Annotated in this window: 16 protein-coding genes; 4 read left to right on the top strand and 12 right to left on the bottom strand. The window is 55.1% G+C overall.

The features are described 5' to 3' along the window. Window positions 1-236 precede the first annotated feature (236 nt). The 6 genes from JYG33_RS04340 to proC form a co-directional block, all read right to left on the bottom strand. Window positions 237-938: an ABC transporter ATP-binding protein gene (locus tag JYG33_RS04340; RefSeq protein ID WP_207874814.1), complete on the bottom strand. Its 702-nt coding sequence runs from the start codon at window positions 936-938 to the stop codon at window positions 237-239. Beyond that, window positions 939-1,703, bottom strand: coding sequence for a high-affinity branched-chain amino acid ABC transporter ATP-binding protein LivG (livG, locus tag JYG33_RS04335; RefSeq protein ID WP_207874813.1), 765 nt, complete (start codon window positions 1,701-1,703; stop codon window positions 939-941). It abuts the gene before it with no gap. Continuing rightward, on the bottom strand, window positions 1,700-2,923 hold the full coding sequence (locus JYG33_RS04330; RefSeq protein ID WP_207874812.1) for a high-affinity branched-chain amino acid ABC transporter permease LivM: 1,224 nt from the start codon (window positions 2,921-2,923) through the stop codon (window positions 1,700-1,702). Before JYG33_RS04330 ends, livG begins: the two co-directional genes overlap by 4 nt. Next, entirely contained in the window at window positions 2,923-3,852 is a 930-nt protein-coding gene (gene livH, locus JYG33_RS04325; RefSeq protein WP_207874811.1) for a high-affinity branched-chain amino acid ABC transporter permease LivH, read from the bottom strand. Before livH ends, JYG33_RS04330 begins: the two co-directional genes overlap by 1 nt. Before the next feature lie 104 nt (window positions 3,853-3,956). Beyond that, on the bottom strand, window positions 3,957-5,024 hold the full coding sequence (locus tag JYG33_RS04320; RefSeq protein WP_243430331.1) for a high-affinity branched-chain amino acid ABC transporter substrate-binding protein: 1,068 nt from the start codon (window positions 5,022-5,024) through the stop codon (window positions 3,957-3,959). 381 nt (window positions 5,025-5,405) lie between these two features. Then, window positions 5,406-6,257 (bottom strand): pyrroline-5-carboxylate reductase, encoded by an 852-nt coding sequence (gene proC / locus JYG33_RS04315; protein ID WP_207874809.1) that lies wholly within the window; start codon window positions 6,255-6,257, stop codon window positions 5,406-5,408. Between the two features lie 166 nt (window positions 6,258-6,423). On the opposite strand from proC, the gene ugpB reads away from it, so the two are divergent. The 4 genes from ugpB to JYG33_RS04295 all read left to right on the top strand — a co-directional run bounded on the left by ugpB (window position 6,424) and on the right by JYG33_RS04295 (window position 10,770). Further along, window positions 6,424-7,731 carry a sn-glycerol-3-phosphate ABC transporter substrate-binding protein UgpB gene (gene ugpB / locus JYG33_RS04310; RefSeq protein ID WP_207874808.1) on the top strand — a complete coding sequence of 436 codons (1,308 nt, stop codon included), beginning with the start codon at window positions 6,424-6,426 and terminating at the stop codon, window positions 7,729-7,731. Between the two features lie 184 nt (window positions 7,732-7,915). Then, window positions 7,916-8,800, top strand: coding sequence for a sn-glycerol-3-phosphate ABC transporter permease UgpA (gene ugpA, locus JYG33_RS04305; protein ID WP_207874807.1), 885 nt, complete (start codon window positions 7,916-7,918; stop codon window positions 8,798-8,800). 21 nt (window positions 8,801-8,821) lie between these two features. Continuing rightward, window positions 8,822-9,664 (top strand): sn-glycerol-3-phosphate ABC transporter permease UgpE, encoded by an 843-nt coding sequence (gene ugpE, locus JYG33_RS04300; protein ID WP_207874806.1) that lies wholly within the window; start codon window positions 8,822-8,824, stop codon window positions 9,662-9,664. 20 nt (window positions 9,665-9,684) lie between these two features. Next, window positions 9,685-10,770 carry a sn-glycerol-3-phosphate import ATP-binding protein UgpC gene (locus tag JYG33_RS04295; protein ID WP_207874805.1) on the top strand — a complete coding sequence of 362 codons (1,086 nt, stop codon included), beginning with the start codon at window positions 9,685-9,687 and terminating at the stop codon, window positions 10,768-10,770. A gap of 79 nt (window positions 10,771-10,849) precedes the next feature. On the opposite strand, the gene JYG33_RS04290 is transcribed toward JYG33_RS04295, so the two are convergent. The 6 genes from JYG33_RS04290 to JYG33_RS04265 form a co-directional block, all read right to left on the bottom strand. Then, window positions 10,850-11,974, bottom strand: a complete 1,125-nt coding sequence (locus tag JYG33_RS04290; RefSeq protein WP_207874804.1) for a branched-chain amino acid ABC transporter substrate-binding protein — start codon at window positions 11,972-11,974, stop codon at window positions 10,850-10,852. Window positions 11,975-12,130: 156 nt separating this feature from the next. Next, entirely contained in the window at window positions 12,131-12,598 is a 468-nt protein-coding gene (locus tag JYG33_RS04285) for a Dps family protein (RefSeq protein ID WP_207875727.1), read from the bottom strand. 380 nt (window positions 12,599-12,978) lie between these two features. After that, the gene (locus JYG33_RS04280; RefSeq protein ID WP_207874803.1) at window positions 12,979-13,944 is read right to left on the bottom strand and encodes a LysR substrate-binding domain-containing protein; all 966 of its coding nucleotides are present in this window, start codon (window positions 13,942-13,944) and stop codon (window positions 12,979-12,981) included. Window positions 13,945-13,981: 37 nt separating this feature from the next. Continuing rightward, window positions 13,982-16,063, bottom strand: coding sequence for an ATP-dependent DNA helicase RecG (gene recG, locus JYG33_RS04275; protein WP_207874802.1), 2,082 nt, complete (start codon window positions 16,061-16,063; stop codon window positions 13,982-13,984). A 12-nt stretch (window positions 16,064-16,075) separates the two neighbouring features. Beyond that, entirely contained in the window at window positions 16,076-16,462 is a 387-nt protein-coding gene (locus JYG33_RS04270; RefSeq protein ID WP_207874801.1) for a Rid family detoxifying hydrolase, read from the bottom strand. Window positions 16,463-16,535: 73 nt separating this feature from the next. Next, window positions 16,536-17,312 (bottom strand): ferredoxin--NADP reductase, encoded by a 777-nt coding sequence (locus tag JYG33_RS04265; protein WP_123049313.1) that lies wholly within the window; start codon window positions 17,310-17,312, stop codon window positions 16,536-16,538. Window positions 17,313-17,449: the final 137 nt, after the last annotated feature.

The following is a 17,449-nucleotide window of genomic DNA, read 5'->3' as shown; positions in this document are numbered from 1 at the left end:
AACTATTTTTTTAGATTGATTATTAATTTATTTCAGCATTACGTCAATGATATAGCAATTTAAATTTCTTTGGTTTTTTTAATTAATTAGTTATTTTATATTTTAAAAATAAACATTAATGATTTTTATTTTATTGACATAGAATGGCTGGTTGTAAACTCATTTGCGGCTCGCTTGAAAACAGTTGAAATAAAAAAAACCGGCTCATGAGCCGGTTTTTTTTATGGTCTTGTGGGTTAAGCCCCCAAATACGCCTTCCGAATATCCGGATTCGCCAGCAGATTGGCGCCGGTATCCTGCATCACCACTTTCCCGGTTTCCAGCACATAGCCACGGTCTGCGACTTGCAGGGCCTTGTTGGCGTTCTGCTCGACCAGGAACACCGTTACGCCTTCTTCCCGAATCATGCGGATGATGTCGAAAATCTGCGCAATGATCAGCGGGGCCAGGCCCAGCGTAGGTTCGTCCAGCAGCAACAAGGAAGGCTTGCTCATCAGCGCACGGCCGATGGCCAGCATTTGCTGTTCACCACCCGACATGGTTCCGGCACGCTGCGAAGCACGTTCTTTCAGGCGAGGGAACAGTTTGTAGACGTGCTCCTCCCCTTCTTCGATTTCGCTGCGGTTCAGAAAGAAGCCACCCATCTTCAGGTTTTCCGAGACGGTCAGATCTGGAAAGACGCGGCGGCCTTCGGGAGAGATGGCAATGCCTTTACGCATGATGCGGTGCGTGTCGGCTTTGGTGATGTCCTCGCCCATGAAGGAGATGCTGCCTGAACTGGCTCGGGGCGAGCCGCACACGGTCATGAGCAAGGTGGTTTTTCCAGCGCCGTTCGCGCCAATCAGGGTGACGATCTCGCCCTGGTTGACGTCCACGCTGACCTGATCGAGCGCCTGAATAGCGCCGTAATGGGTAGAGACGGAGTCCAGCTTCAGCACTTATTCTTCCCCCAGATAGGCTTTGATGACGCGCGGATCATTGCGCACTTCTTCAGGTAGGCCGGTGGCGATGGGTTTGCCATATTCCATCACCAGAATCCGGTCTGATACGCCCATAACCAGGCTCATATCGTGCTCGATCAGTAAGACGGCGACGCCAAATTCACGGCGCAGTTGGTCGATCAGGGCTTGCAGATCGCGTTTCTCTTGGGGATTCAGGCCTGCTGCAGGCTCGTCTAGCATCAGCAAGCGAGGCTGGGTGATCATGCAACGTGCAATTTCCAGGCGGCGCTGGTGTCCGTAGGCCAGGTTACCCGCTTCACGGTTGGCCAGGTCGGTCAGACCCATGAAGTCCAGCCAAGTCACGGCGCGCTCTTTGGCTTCCCTTTCGGACTGCTTGTAGCGCGACAGGTTTAGCAGACCGGACAGGAAGCCTGCCTTGAGCTGGCTGTGCTGGGCGACCAGCAGGTTTTCCAGCACGGTCAGTTTCTTGAACAGACGCACGTTCTGGAAGGTACGGACCAGGCCTTTTTGAGCCACTTTGTGGCTGGACAGGCCGTGGATGGGCTGGTCTTCCAGAGTGACGGCACCGGAGGTAGGCTTGTAAAAGCCGCCTACGCAGTTAAATACGGTCGTTTTACCGGCGCCGTTAGGGCCTATGATGGCAAAAACTTCGTCTTTAGCCACCTCGAAGCTGACGGAATCCACCGCCAGCAAGCCACCAAAACGCATCGACAGGTCTGATACTCGCAGTAATGGGCTCATGTACGCAACTCCACATGAGGACGTTGCACAGGCAGCAAGCCCTGTGGACGCCAAACCATCATGGCCACCATGACCAGACCAAAAATCAACATCCGATACTCCGCGAACTCTCGGGCCAATTCAGGAACCACTGTCAGCACAATGGCAGCCAGAATGACGCCGATTTGCGAACCCATACCACCCAGCACCACGATGGCCAGGATCAAGGCGGATTCAATAAAGGTGAAGGACTCCGGGTTAACCAGACCCTGACGGGCGGCGAAGAACGCGCCACCAAAACCGGCAAACATGGCGCCCATGGTAAAGGCGGACAGTTTGATGGAGGTGGGGTTCAGGCCCAGCGAACGGCAAGCAATCTCGTCCTCGCGCAGGGCTTCCCAGGCGCGGCCAATGGGCATGCGCACCACACGGCTGGAGACCAGCAAGGTAATCAGGGCCAAGGCCAGTGCCATCAAGTACAGATACACCACCACGTCCTGGTTGCTGAAGGTCCAGCCCATCAGATCGTGGAAGGTCGTCTGCCCTTCTGGTGCACGGCGTGCCATGGGGAAACCGAATACGGTGGGCTTGGGGATACCGGAAATACCATCCGGGCCGCCAGTCAGGTCATACATATTGATGAGCAAGAGGCGAATGATTTCACCAAAACCCAGGGTGACGATGGCCAGATAGTCGCCGCGCAAACGCAGCACGGGGAAACCCAGCAGGAAGCCAAACAGGGCTGCCATACCACCGGCCAGTGGCAGAGCTTCCCAGAAGCCCCAGCCTGCGTAGTGATAGAGCAAGGCGTAGGTGTAGGCACCCACGGCATAAAAGCCGACAAAACCCAGGTCCAGCAGGCCTGCAAAGCCCACCACGATGTTCAGCCCCAGGCCCAGCATGATGTAGATCAGCACCAGGGTGGCAATGTCCACCTGGGCACGACCACCGAAAAAGGGCCAGACCACGGCACAAGCGATCACGATATACAGCAGGATCTTCTTGTGTTGCATGCTCAGTTTAGGCAGTGTCCAACGGCTTTCTCGTACCTTGGTGCGATTGACGTTAGGACGAATGAGCTGCACCACAAAGACCAGTGCCATACCGATCAGAATGATTTGCCAATCGCTTTCCAGATGGGTGTTCATCCCGGCGCGCACGATCTGCAGGCCAAAGACGGGGGCCACAATAATGCCTGCCAAGACAGCGGCGATAAATGCATTGCTAAAGCGGTTCATCATCAGACTTTCTCCACCTCGGGTTTACCTAGCAGGCCCGTTGGGCGGAACAGCAAGATAAAGACCAACAGTAAAAAGGCCACGATGTCCTTGTACTGCGACGAAATAAAGGCAGCAGCAAAGGTTTCTGCCAGACCCAGCAGCACGCCGCCCAGCATGGCGCCGGGGATGCTGCCAATACCGCCCAGTACCGCTGCAGTAAAGGCCTTGATACCGGCGATAAAGCCGATGAAAGGATTCAGTTTGCCAATGGCGGTGGCAATCAGCACACCACCCACCGCCGCCAGCATGGCGCCGATGACAAAGGTGAAGGAGATGATTTTATTGGTGTCGATACCCAGCAGGTTAGCCATGCGCAAGTCTTGTGAACAAGCACGCGAGGCTCGGCCCAGGCGGGAGTATTTGATATAGAGGCTGAGCATGATCATCAGCACCACGGTCACGACAATGATCATGACGCGTGAGTAAGGCGCGGTGATGGTGAAACCATCCGAACCCAGGGTGAACTGGAAGGAACCCGACAGCAGCGTGGGCACGGCCATATCGCGTGCACCTTGGCCCAGGGCCACCCAGTTTTGCAAGAAAATGGACATACCAATGGCCGAGATCAGCGGGACCAGCCGTGGGCTGCCTCGCAGCGGCGCATAGGCGACTTTTTCAATCGCATAGCCGTAGACGGCGGTTACCAGGATGGCAACCAGCAACATGATAAGAATGATCAGCCAGATGGGCAGACCCGAGCCTACGCCAATCGCAGTCAGGGTAACCAGCCCGACATAGGCGCCGATCATGTAGATCTCGCCGTGGGCAAAGTTAATCATTCCGATAATGCCATAGACCATTGTGTAGCCGATGGCGATCAGTGCATAAATAGCGCCCAAGGATAATCCATTGAACAGCTGCTGCACGATCTGAGGGAGTAAATCAGACATGCTTGTTTTTTTCCGTTGAGTCCGTCGTTTTGTTTTGAGGCTTTGTGGGCATCCAAAAGCAATGCCCCCGTTCTTCGTAAAGAGCGGGGGCACGTAAACCTGTCTTATTTCTCAATAAGATCAAAGTTACCTTCTTTATCCCACTTGAAAACGGCAAATTCGAAATGCTTCAAATCACCCTTGGCGTCGTATTCTACCTTGCCAATGGCGGTATTGAACGCATTAGCGTGCATGTAGTCGGCTCCCTTGGTCGAATCTTCGCCTACCGCGTTGATCGTATCGGCAATAATCTGCACGGCTGCGTAGGCGGGGAACGTGAAGGCCCCGTTAGGATTGCGCTTGTATTTGGTGAAGTTTTCCATCACCTCTTTGTTGGCTGGCATCTTGGTAAAGTCGGTTGGCAACGTCACCAGCAAACCTTCCACTGCCGGACCGGCAATCGCGACCAGATCCCGGTTGGCGACCCCTTCCGGACCCATGAAGGTGTTTTTCATGCCTTGTTCACGCGCCTGGCGCAGCAGCAGACCCAGCTCGGCGTGGTAACCACCAAAGTAGATCAGATCGGGGTTGACGCCTTTGAGTTTGGTGATGACGGCAGAGTAATCGCTGTCACCGACGTTAATGCCCTCGTACATGACAATATTCATGTCCTTTTTCTTCAGGGCATCACGTACCTGGGTGGCCACGCCCGAGCCGTATGTCTGCTTGTCGTGCAGGACGGCAATTGTCTTGGGCTTCAGGACGTCCGCAATGTAATCGGCAGCAAAGGGGCCTTGCTGGTCGTCACGACCAATGGTGCGGAAAAAGTAATGGGGCTTGATGGTGTCGGTAACCAGGGGCGAAGTAGCACCGGGAGTAATCGCCACAATGCCTTCTTGCTCGTAAATGTTCACGGCGGGGACGGTTGTGCCCGAGCACGCGTGAGCCACAGCGAACTTGGCACCGGAGTTGACCACGCGGTTGGCAGCAGGAACGGCCTGCTTGGGCTCGCATGCATCGTCAATCAACACGGCTTCCAGCTTTTTGCCTTTGACACCCCCTGCGGCGTTGATCGCGTCAATTGCGGTCAGGGCACCGGCCTGAATCTGGTCACCGTATTGGGTGGACGGGCCAGTCATGGGTTGAGGAATACCAATTTTGATGGTGTCTGCCGCATAGGCAGTCGTGCCCATGGCCAGTACAGTGGCCAAAGCGGTAAGAGCGGGGGTAAAGCGTCGAGTAAAGGTCATAGCGGCTGTCTCCCGAGGCCGGTGTCTACCGGCATTGCTTTTTAGAAAGTGCTTATTCTGGAGCCTGGCTGTGCATGCTTCTGCACCAGGGGAACCCATTTTGGGGGAGCCGCCTAAAACTTGTCACTTCGTATAAGCCCTAGCGCCCTGGAAATTCATTTTTAAAATAATGACGCTTTGTTAACAGCATGTTTCCAAAACCCGCCCGAATACTAAAAGCCTGATGGGTAAAAGAAAAGAGGGGCACCACTTGAGTGCCCCTCTACCCTGCTTCTTTATTGCGCTAGATCAATTCTGACAAAGTGACCGGGAGTCATTCGGGTATCAGGAAAACTCTTTAGCCAGTTCACCGGCCCGCACTTTGGCCGCATTCACCGCTTTTTGAACCAGCGGTGTAAATCCACCTTCATTAAAGGTGTTCAGAGCGGCCGCGGTGGTGCCGCCTTTGGAGGTGACACGTTCACGCAGAACGGAAGGCTCTTCAGGCGAAAGCGTGGCCAGTTGGGTGGCACCGTGCAGCGTGGCCAGAGAAAGCTGACGGGCTTGTTCGGGCGACAAACCTTGCTCGATACCGGCTTTGATCAAGGCTTCGATGAACAAAAAGACGTAAGCTGGACCGCTGCCAGATACGGCGGTGACGGCATCAATGGCGGCATCGTTCTCGACCCACACGACTTCACCCACGGACTTCAACAATTGCTGCGCAATGGCTTTATCGCTTTCATCCACTTGCTCCAGGGCCATCAGGCCGGTAATGCCACAGCCAATAAAGGCCGGGGTATTGGGCATGCAGCGGATCACGCGCTGGTAGGGTTTACCAGGCTCGCCCAGCCATTCGGCCAGAGCCGTAGCGGGAATACCGGCTGCCACGCTGATCACCAGGGTGTCTTCCTGCAGGTAAGGTTTGCAGGCCAGGACGGTTTCTTTCATGACCTGGGGTTTGACGGCAAAGACCCAGATGCGCTGTTTGGACAGAGCCGGGCCGGGTTCATTAGCTGTATGCACGCCTTGCTGGGTCCACGATTCCAGAGCGGGCGGGTAGATATCAATAGCCAAAACGTCCGAACCGCCGCAGCGTTTCCCAATTAAACCGGCGGCCAATGCACTGGCCATATTGCCCGCGCCAATAAACGCCAGCTTAAAAGAGGTATCGTGTGGATTCATCATCGCTCCCATTAAAAATCTGTCCTCTGACACGTTTCGTTAGCGTTTGAGGGTAATTAATCATTGCTTATATGACTGTGCCTTGGATACATTCACAAGAGTGTCATAAACAAGTCATAAGCTTGAGTTTTAAAACCTGCTACACCTTAGCGGCATCTTTTATCAGGAGAAAGCCCCGATGCGAACAAAACTATTTGCCCTGTCTCTGGCCGGTCTGATTGCTTCCATAGGCACTGCACAAGCAGCAACGGAAATTCAGTTCTGGCACTCGATGGAAGGAGCCTTGGGTGAGCGAGTTAATGCACTAGTCAAAGACTTTAACGCATCTCAGTCGGACTACCAGGTTAAAGCTTCGTATAAAGGCAACTACGGTGAATCCATGAATGCGGGTGTGGCCGCATTCCGCGCCGGTAACGCCCCGGATATTTTGCAGGTGTTTGAGGTTGGCACGGCCACCATGATGGCTGCCAAGGGCGCTATTCAGCCCGTGCAGGAAATGTCGGAAAAAGCCGGTAAACCGCTTAACCCCAATGATTTCCTGGGTGCAGTGGCAGGCTACTACTCCTCCAACGAGGGCAAGCTGATTTCCATGCCGTTCAACAGCTCCACACCGGTGCTGTACTACAACAAGGACGCTTTCAAAAAAGCCGGTCTGGATGCGGAGAAACCACCCAAGACCTGGCAGGAACTGCACGAAGCGGCCAAAAAACTGCGTGAGTCCGGTCAGGAGTGTGGCTATACCTCTTCCTGGCCATCGTGGATTCTGCTGGAGAACTTCGCCGCCTGGCACAACATTCCCTTTGCCAGCGAAAACAACGGTTTTGGCGGCCCCAGCGCCCGCCTGCAACTGGATAACCCCCTGTTCCTGAAGCACATGACCTTCCTGGCTGACATGTCCAAGGATGGCTCCTTCTCCTACGGTGGTCGTGGTGACACCCCCAATGCCCTGTTTACCAGCGGCAAGTGCGGTATGTTTACCGGTTCCAGCGGTAACCGCGCCAACATCATCAAAACCGGTGAATTCGAATTCGGCACCAGCAGCCTGCCCTACTACAGCGATGTACAAGGCGCGCCTCAGAACTCCATTATTGGTGGCGCTTCCCTGTGGGTCTTTGCCAAGAAATCGGATGATGTCTACAAAGGCGTGACCGAGTTCTTCCACTTCATCTCCAGCCCCGAGCAAGCTGCCGCCTGGCATCAGGACACCGGCTATGTGCCTGTGACCAAAGCGGGCTTCGAGAAAACCAAAGAGTCGGACTTCTACGCCAAGAACGTCGGGGCTGACGTTGCGGTGAAACAGTTGGATGCCAGCACGACCGAGAACTCGCGTGGTATTCGTCTGGGCTCCCTGCCTCAGATTCGTGATATTGAAGACGGTGTGATGGAACAGATCTTTGCGGGCAAAGTAACGCCGGAAGAAGGTTTGAAAGCCATGCAAAGTCGTGGCAATGAACTGCTGGAGCGCTTTGAAAAGAGCGTGAAGTAAGCCCGTCCCGCCTGGGGCGGGTGGTTTACAATCGAGCGTATGAGCGCAGCTTATGATGGCGTACTGTCTTGGCGTAAAGCCAGCAAACTGTCACCATGTAGCCCAAGCCGCTCATACGCTTTTCGTTTCACTTGAAGTCTGCCCACCCTGATGGTGGCGCTCCTTTCCCAACGCGCGCAAACCTATGGAAAAACGTGTCGTCTTTCGTCATAAGACACTGCCCTATCTGCTACTTGCTCCGCAGCTAGCCATTACCCTGATCTTCTTCTTCCTGCCTGCCGGACAAGCACTGTGGCAGGCTTTTCATTTGGAAGATCCTTTTGGCCTGTCTTCGCAGTTTGTTGGCCTGGATAATTTTGCCGAGCTATTCAGTAGTGCGGAATACATGGCCTCGTTCAAGACGACGGCGGTGTTTTCGGCGGCCGTGTCGGTGTTGGGCTTGGTTGTTGCTCTGGTCCTGGCCGTGATGGCAAATCGAGTGATACGAGGCGCGCTGTTGTATCGCAGCTTGCTGATCTGGCCTTATGCCGTGGCCACTGCGGTAGCCGGGGTGCTGTGGTTGTTCCTGTTTTCTCCCTCGGTGGGGATTGTGGCCGTGTTTCTGCTGGAGCACGGTATTCAGTGGAACCCGCGCTTGAATGGCAATGACGCCATGCTGCTGGTGGTGATTGCTTCGGTATGGAAGCAGATTTCCTACAATTTCCTGTTTTTCCTGGCAGGCCTGCAAGCCATCCCCCGCTCCCTGATTGAAGCGGCGGCCATGGATGGTGCCGGTCCCATGCGCCGTTTCTGGGGCATTGTGTTTCCTTTGCTGGCCCCGACGACTTTCTTCCTGCTGGTCGTGAACATTATTTATGCCTTCTTTGACACCTTCGCCATTATTGACGTGGTCAGTCAGGGCGGGCCGGGCGAAGCTACCTCGATTCTGGTTTACCGTGTCTACAACACGGGTTTCCGTGGCCTGGATATTGGCTCTTCAGCCGCCCAGTCTGTGGTACTGATGGCGGTGGTTGTGGCACTGACGGTGATTCAGTTCCGCTACATTGATCGCAAAGTGACGTATAGCTGATGCGCAGCAAGGAACACAGTCATGGTTGAACGACGCCCTATTCTTGATTTTTTCACGCATCTGACCCTGATTCTGGGTGTGATCGTGATTGCCCTGCCCCTGTACATCACCTTTGTGGCCTCCACCCAAACCAGCGCGGAGGTGGCCCGTGCCCCCATGTCGCTACTGCCGGGCTCGCATATGGTGGAGAACTACATTACTGCCTTGCAGGGCACCGCGACGAACTCCCCGCCGGTAGGACGCATGTTGCTGGTCAGCATGGTGATGGCGCTGGGTATTGCGGTGGGCAAGATCATTATTTCCATGCTCTCGGCCTTTGCCGTGGTGTATTTTCGCTTCCCGTTTCGCATGCTGTTTTTCTGGATGATTTTCATCACCCTGATGCTGCCGGTGGAAGTGCGCATTATGCCCACGTACAAGGTCGTGGCGGACCTGCAGTTGCTTGACAGCTATGGCGGCCTGATCCTGCCCTTGATCGCCTCTGCAACCGCTACCTTCCTGTTCCGTCAGTTCTTTCTGACGGTGCCCGATGAGCTGATCGAGGCCGCCCGTATTGACGGCGCTGGCCCGATGCGATTTTTTAAAGATGTGCTGCTGCCTTTGTCCAAAACCAGCATTGCGGCCTTGTTTGTGATTCAGTTCATCTACGGCTGGAATCAGTATTTGTGGCCTTTAATCATTACTACCCAAGAGGATATGTACCCGATTGTGGTGGGTATCCGGCGCATGATCTCTGGTGGCGACAGTGTGACCGAGTGGAACGTGGTGATGGCGACAGCCTTGCTGGCCATGATCCCGCCTGCCCTGGTGGTGATGCTGATGCAAAAGTGGTTCGTCAAAGGTCTCATCGACTCCGAAAAGTAATTCTCTACAGGCTTTATTGAATGGCTAGCTTACGATTTGAAGGCGTCAAGAAAACCTACCCGAATGGGACGGTCGTTATTCACGGCATTGATGTGGACGTGAACGATGGCGAGTTCGTGGTCATTGTGGGCCCGTCTGGCTGCGGGAAATCCACCTTGATGCGTATGGTGGCGGGCCTGGAATCCGTCACGGAAGGCCAGGTGCTGATTGATGGCAAGGTCGTCAATGATCTGGAACCTGCCGAGCGCGATATTGCCATGGTGTTCCAGAACTATGCGCTCTACCCCCATATGTCGGTCTTTGACAATATGGCGTATGGCTTGAAGATCCGTAAGTTCTCCAAGGACGAGATCAAGCAGAGAGTGAATGCGGCCGCAGCCATTCTGGAGTTGGGCGCTTTGCTGGAACGTCGCCCTGGTCAGCTATCGGGCGGGCAGCGCCAACGGGTTGCAATGGGCCGTGCCATTGTGCGTGAGCCCAAGGTGTTCCTGTTTGATGAACCCTTGTCCAATCTGGATGCCAAGCTACGGGTGCAGATGCGCCTGGAGATTCAAAAGCTGCATCGCCGCTTGAAGACGACCAGCTTGTACGTAACCCACGATCAGATCGAAGCCATGACCCTGGCCGAGCGCATGATTGTGATGAATCAGGGCATGCCTGAACAGATTGGTACCCCTGCCGAGGTGTTCGAGAAGCCTGCTTCCGTCTTTGTAGCCACGTTCATCGGTTCACCGCCCATGAACCTGCTGCCAGTACAGGTGGACGAGCAAGGTCAGATCATGCAGGACAACGGTCAACCCGTGCAGTTTGGCCCGGAAATGGTGCCTGCTGCCGTGCGTGGTCGTAAGGTGTTTTTGGGCATACGGCCCGAGCATATCCAGCTACATGTACCCGGGGTCACAACCCAGGTGGAAATGGTGGAAATTCTGGGCTCCGAGCAGCTTTTGCATTTGGGCTGTGGGGATTACCGCATTATTGTGCGCTGCCCTATTGAGCAAACACGCCAATACCCGATTCAACTGGGTGAGGCTATTCAGATCGGCTACATGCCTCCCCATCCTTTGCATTGGTTTGATCGCGATACGGGCTTGCGTATCGACGCCTAAGTCCGTGGCTGCTCAAACAGCCGCACAATAAAAAAACCGACCCGCGAAGGTCGGTTTTTTTACGAGCAAGAATCAGAGATTACTTGCCGTAGACGGTTTTAGTACCGTCAGCGTGCCAGCTAAAGACGTCAAATTTGAAGTCGTTCAGGTCGCCCTGCTTGTTCCAGCTAATTTGGCCGATTGGCGTTTTCACGCTGTTAGCGTGCAGGTAGTCGGCGACTTTAACGGGATCATCAGCGCCAGCGCCCTTGATGCCTTCAGCAATCGCAATGGTAGCGGCGTAGGCAGACAGTTGGAACGCGCCGCTTGGGTCACGCTTCTTGTCCTGGAAGGCTTTGACGATGGCCTGGTTGTCTGGGTCTTGCGAGAAGTCCGCAGGCAAGGTCAGCAACATGCCTTCAACGGCTTTGCCAGCAATCGCGTTAATGTCGGGGTTACCCACGCCTTCTGGGCCCATGAAGTGGACTTTCACGCCCTGCTCTGCGGCTTGACGCAGCAACAGGCCCATTTCTGGGTGGTAACCACCAAAGTATACGAAGTCCACACCGGTGGATTTCAGCTTGGTGATGACGGCGGAATAATCGCTATCGCCTGCGTTAATGCCTTCAAACAAGGCCACTTCGGTACCGGCTTTTTGCAGTTCGGAGCGAACCGAAGCGGCAATGCCTTGACCGTAGGATTGTTTGTCGTGCAGCACGGCTACTTTCTTGGGTTTGATCTGTTCCAGAATGAACTTGGCAGCCGCTGGGCCTTGCTGATCGTCGCGACCGATGGTGCGCAGGATCATTTCGTAGCCTTTGCCGTCGGTAACAGCAGGTGCTGTTGCCGAGGGGGTGACCATCAACACGCCTTCGTTGTTGTAGATATCAGTGGCAGCGATGGTTGCGCCCGAACAAACGTGACCGACAACATAATGAATCTTGTCATTCACGATACGGTTGGCAGCGACGGGGCCTTGCTTGGGTTCGCAGGCATCGTCCACAGTGACCAGTTCGAGCTGTTTGCCCAGAACGCCACCGGCAGCATTGATCTGTTCGATTGCTGTATCGACGCCTTGTTTGACCATGTCACCGTACTGGGTAACCGAGCCTGTGAAAGGACCGGCCAGCGCGATACGGATGTTGTCAGCGTGAGCAGCACCGGACAAGAGCAGACCCGTTGCCAGGCTCATGGCCGCTGCAACAGGAGTGAAACGAATTTTCATAGAAAACACCTCCGTGAATATGCAGGAAAGCATACACCGATAACAGGGCTTTATGCCTGCCTTGCGCCCCAATTCAGGGTTTTCTATAGGAGGAATAGGAAAGGCCACCGTTTGGTGGCCTTTTTTTATCGCTATTTGAGGGCGATAAGAACGGAATTACTGCAGCAGGCTACGCAGCATCCATGCATTTTTCTCGTGCACGTCCAGACGCTGGGTCAGTAGGTCAGCCGTAGGCTGGTCGTCTGCCGAGTCAGCACGATCAAACGCAGCGCGTGCGGTACGGGCCAGGGCTTCGTTGCCTTTGACCAGCAGTTCGATCATGGTGGTGGCGTTTGGAACGGACGCAGGCTGCGAGATGGACGACAGCTTCTGGAACTCGGCGTAAGTGCCGGGTGCGTAGTGACCCAAAGCACGGATACGCTCGGCGATGTCATCCAGGGCTTGCCACAGTTCGGTGTACTGCGTCATGAACAGCTCATGCAGTGTCTTGAACATGGGGCCGGTGACGTTCCAGTGGAAGTTGTGCGTCATCAGGTACACGGTGTAGGAGTCGGCCAGTACCTTGGACAGCTCATTCACCACAGCGGCACGGTCTGCCGTCGAAATACCGATATCGATCTTCAGTGCGCTGCTGGCGGCGTTGGCAGGAGCAGCGGGTTTGGCAGCGGCAACGGGCTTGGTCGCGGCAGGCTTGCGGGCAGCGGCTGGTTTGGCAGCAGGCTTCGCAGCGGGTTTAGCGGCTGCTTTAGCTGCGGTTGCAGGCTTTTTGGCAACGGCCTTTTTAGCGGTCACTTTTTTGGCGGGGGCCTTGGCGGCTGCCGGTTTTGGTTCAGCCTTTACATCGGCTGCAACTGCGACCTTGGTATCAGTGTTCGGGGCTTCTTCGGCCTTGCTGACCTTGGCGGTTTTACTCACTGCTTTCACGGCTTTTGCCATAGTGGACTCCTGTTAAACAGAGGGCTAAATAGGTACTGAAGCAGAATAACACGCAGTAGGTGTGCGACTTACGCTAGTTCAGGATACGGGAAATTGCTGTTGTATTCGACTTTTAAGTAATTGACCCCAGCCAACCCACTTTCCATGATCCCACGAGTCAAGGCATCAATGGCCGAGGTACGTGGAAAACTTTTGCGCCAGACCAAGGCAATGCGACGATCTGGAATGGGTTTTTTGAAGGGGACATAGGCCAGCAGATCATTGGCCTGGCCAGGGGCAGTCAGCGAGCTGGCGGGCAGTACGGTCAGGCCGATGCCGGTCGCCACCATATGTCGGATGGTTTCCAGTGAAGAGCCTTCAAAGGTGCGCTGTATGCCTTCGCTGGAGGCCGAAAAGCGCGACAGTTCCGGGCAGACATCCAGCACCTGATCACGGAAGCAATGGCCTGCTCCCAGCAGCAACATGGTCTGGTCCTTGAGCTGTTCAGGATCAATTTCCTTGCGCTTGGCCCAGGCATGTTCATGGGGCATGGCCACCACAAAAGGTTCGTCGTAAAGCTCGCGGATGACTAGGCCAGTTTCGGGTAAAGGCAGGGCCACAATGGCGCAATCAATCTCACCTTGGCGCAGCAATTCGAGCAGGCGCACGGTAAAGTTTTCTTGCAATAAAAGTGGCATTTGCGGGGTCAGCTCGATCTGCTTGGGAACCAGTTTGGGTAGCAGGTACGGTGCAACCGTGTAAATAATGCCGACGCGCAAGGGTCCAGCCAAAGGATCGTGACCCTGGCGGGCGATTTCGCGCAAGTTGGCACCCTCTTCCAGCACTTTTTGCGCCTGGGTGACAATTCGCAGTCCAATCGGAGTAATAGCCACTTCGGGCCCGCCACGCTCGAAGATGACCACGCCTAATTCGTCTTCCAGTTTCTTGATAGCCACTGACAGTGTCGGTTGGCTAACAAAGCAGGCTTCCGCGGCACGTCCAAAATGACGTTCGCGTGCCACGGCAACGATGTACTTCAGCTCGGTCAATGTCATGACAATTCCTTGTGCAAAACAGCATTAAGACCTTGGGTCAACTACGGAGTAATTCTTCCCGGCCCTTCATCCAGCGCTGTAAATGGTGGTGAGCGTGGTCTGGATAATCACGGCGAAAGGTGCTGGCCAATGTCTGGGCCTGCTCGATCAGATCTTCATCGGACTCCAGGCTGGCAAAACGCAAACCTGCCTGCCCGGATTGACGCATGCCCATGAATTCACCCGGACCACGTTGTTCCAGATCGCGGCGGGCAATTTCAAAACCATCGGTGGTTTCATACATGGCGCGCAAACGTAGCCGGGCGATGGCTGACAGCGGTGCTTGATAAAGCAGCACACAGACAGACTGAATCTGTCCTCGCCCTACCCGGCCACGCAACTGGTGAAGCTGGGCCAGACCAAAGCGCTCGGCATGTTCAATAATCATTAGAGAGGCATTGGGGACATCCACGCCGACCTCAATCACAGTCGTGGCGACCAGGACATCCAGATTGCCGGATCGGAACGCTTCCATGACTTCCGCTTTTTCTGCGGAGGCCAGACGGCCGTGGATCAGCCCCACGCGTAGCGGTGCCAAAGCCAGCTCCAGCGCAGCGTGGGTATCGACGGCGGTCTGCAATTGCAAGGCCTCGCTTTCTTCGACCAAGGGGCAGACCCAGTAGGCCTGGCGACCTTGAGCGACTTCGGCTCGAACGCGCGCCATGATTTCATCCCGGCGATTATCAGCAGCCAGTTTGGTAATGATGGGACTGCGGCCCGGCGGCAGTTCGTCAATAGCGGAGACATCCAGATCCGCAAAGAAAGCCATGGCCAAGGTACGAGGGATAGGCGTCGCACTCATATTGAGTTGATGCGGCAAGTAGGCTTGGCCTTTCTTGTCTTGCGCATCGCCTTTGCGGTTCAGTTCCAGACGCTGCCCCACGCCAAAGCGATGTTGCTCGTCCAGAATGACCAGCCCCAGTTGCTGGAACTGCACATTGTCCTGAATCAGGGCCTGCGTGCCGATTGCCAGTCTTGCCTGCCCGGAGCTGATGGCTTCGTAAGCCAGGCGCTTGGCTTTCACGCCCAGACTGCCACTTAACCAGGCTAACTCTACGCCCAAGGGCTCCAGCCAGGCACGCATTTTCAGATAGTGCTGCTCGGCCAGAATTTCAGTGGGAGCCATCAGGGCGACCTGAAAACCGCTGGCAATGGCTTGCACAGCCGCAATGGCGGACACAATGGTTTTGCCGCTACCCACATCACCCTGCAACAGTCGGTGCATGGGATAGGAGCGCTTCATATCCGCGCTGATTTCTTTAACACAGCGTTTTTGAGCCGCTGTCAGCTTGAAAGGCAAAGAGGCCAACAAAGCTTTGGCCAAGTCGCTATTGCCCACTTTCATGGGCTTGGAGCGTTGTGCCTGACGGGCGGCACGCGCTTGTGCCAGAGACAGCTGCTGGGCCAGCAGTTCGTCAAACTTGATACGGCTCCAGGCTGGATGACCGTGCTCGAACAGGTCGTCGTAGCTTAATTCGGGTGGTGGGTAATGCAGCAGCCGAATGGCTTCGGAAAACGGCATCAGGCCGTAGTCGGTACGTACGGCTTCAGGCAAGGTGTCGCGCAGATCCGCATTATTGAGCGCATCGGCAATGGCCTTGCGTAGCTGTACCTGGCTCAAGCCATCGGTAGTGGGATAGACCGGGGTCAGCGCACGGGCCAGAGGCTGGCCAGCTTTGGTGATTTTGGGATGCACCATTTCCAGGCCATGAAAGCCCTGGCGCACTTCTCCCCGCACACGCAAGGGCAGATCGCCTTGCAGTTGTTTCAGTTGGCTGGGGTAGAAATGCAGCCAGCGCAAGGCCAGCTCGCCGCTTTCATCGGCAATACGTGCGTGTAGCTGCGCGCGGGGACGAGCCTGGACATCCGTACTAAGGATTCGGCCTTCAATTTGCGCCATCTTGCCAGGGTAAAGATGGGCAATGGGCTCGACCTGCGTCTCGTCCTCGTAGCGCAAAGGAAGATGGACCACGAAATCGGCAGGCTCTCGTAAACCGAGCTTTTCAAATTTCTGATCCAGACTGACGGCCTTGCGTGGCGCAGCCCGTTTGGCCTGAGGCGCAGGCCGACCTGCGGTCATGGCTATACGTCTTTAGAAATTGAGGATGGCCTCGACCTCGAACTGAGCGCCTTTGGGCAAGCTGGCCACACCAATGGTGGAGCGTGCTGGGAAAGGCTGAGGAATCAGTTCGGCCATGATGGCATTGGCGCTGGCAAAGCGGGACAGATCTGTCAAAAACAAGGTCAGTTTGACGATGTCGCTGAGATTGGCGCCAGCTTCTTTGACCACAGCTTCCAGGTTGGCAAATGCCTGACGTACCTGACCTTCAAAGTTTTCAGATACCAGTTCGCCAGTGGCAGGCTCCAGACCGATTTGGCCAGACAGAAATACTGTCTGGCCGCCCGAAGCGATGATGGCCTGAGAGTATGGGCCTACGGCAGCCGGAGCGGCATCGGTGAAGACAACTTGCTTAGTCATAAGAAACCTCTGATGAGTGTTGTACTATCAGAGTTTAAGCGCCTATAGCTAAAATTAACAGATCTTGGCGTGATTATTTTTCCACGAAGGCGCGTTCAATCACGTAGTCACCGGGTTGGCCCACACCGGGGGAAACCTCGAAACCGCGCTTGTCCAGCATGGCGCTGATATCAGTCAGCATGGCGGGGCTACCGCACAGCATGGCGCGATCCTGAGCCGGGTCCAGTTGGGGAATGCCCAGATCCGCGCAGAGTTTGCCCGAATCGATCAGGTCCGTAATGCGGCCGGTGTTGCGGAATTCTTCGCGGGTAACGGTAGGGTAATACAGCAGCTTCTCGCGCACGATTTCCCCAAAGTACTCGTTCTGCGGCAGTTCGTTCTGGATGAAGTCCGAGTACGCCAGCTCGCTGACAAAACGCACACCGTGAACCAGCACCACTTTTTCAAAGCGCTCGTAGGTATCGGGGTCTTTGATGATGCTCATGAAAGGAGCCAGACCGGTGCCAGTGCCAAACAGGAACAGATTACGACCAGCGCGCAGGTCGTCAATGACCAGGGTGCCCACTGGCTTGCGGCTGACCAGAATGGTGTCGCCCTCTTTCAGGTGCTGCAGGCGTGAGGTCAAGGGACCGTCCTGCACCTTGATGCTGAGAAATTCCAGATTCTCTTCGTAGTTGGCGCTGGCGATACTGTAAGCACGCATCAGCGGCTTGCCATCGACTTCCAGACCGATCATTACAAAGTGCCCATTATGAAAACGGAGGGCTGCGTCGCGTGTGGTGGTAAAGGAGAACAGTGTGTCGTTCCAGTGGTGGACGCTAAGCACTTGTTCGGTATTGAAAGCTGCCATGGTAATTGTCGTCTCGTGGGGCAAAAGCGCCCGAATCAGTAAGCAAATATTTGACCATTGTACCGAGTTCCCCAGGTAAATCTATGCTCATTCAGCAATACGATTTGATCGCAATCAGGACTTACCATTAAGTTTTG

Origin of the sequence: Alcaligenes sp. SORT26 (assembly GCF_017377875.1) — a bacterium.
In the GTDB taxonomy this organism is placed as follows: Bacteria; Pseudomonadota; Gammaproteobacteria; order Burkholderiales; family Burkholderiaceae_B; genus Alcaligenes; species Alcaligenes parafaecalis.
This window is presented reverse-complemented; position numbering and strand designations above follow the sequence as displayed.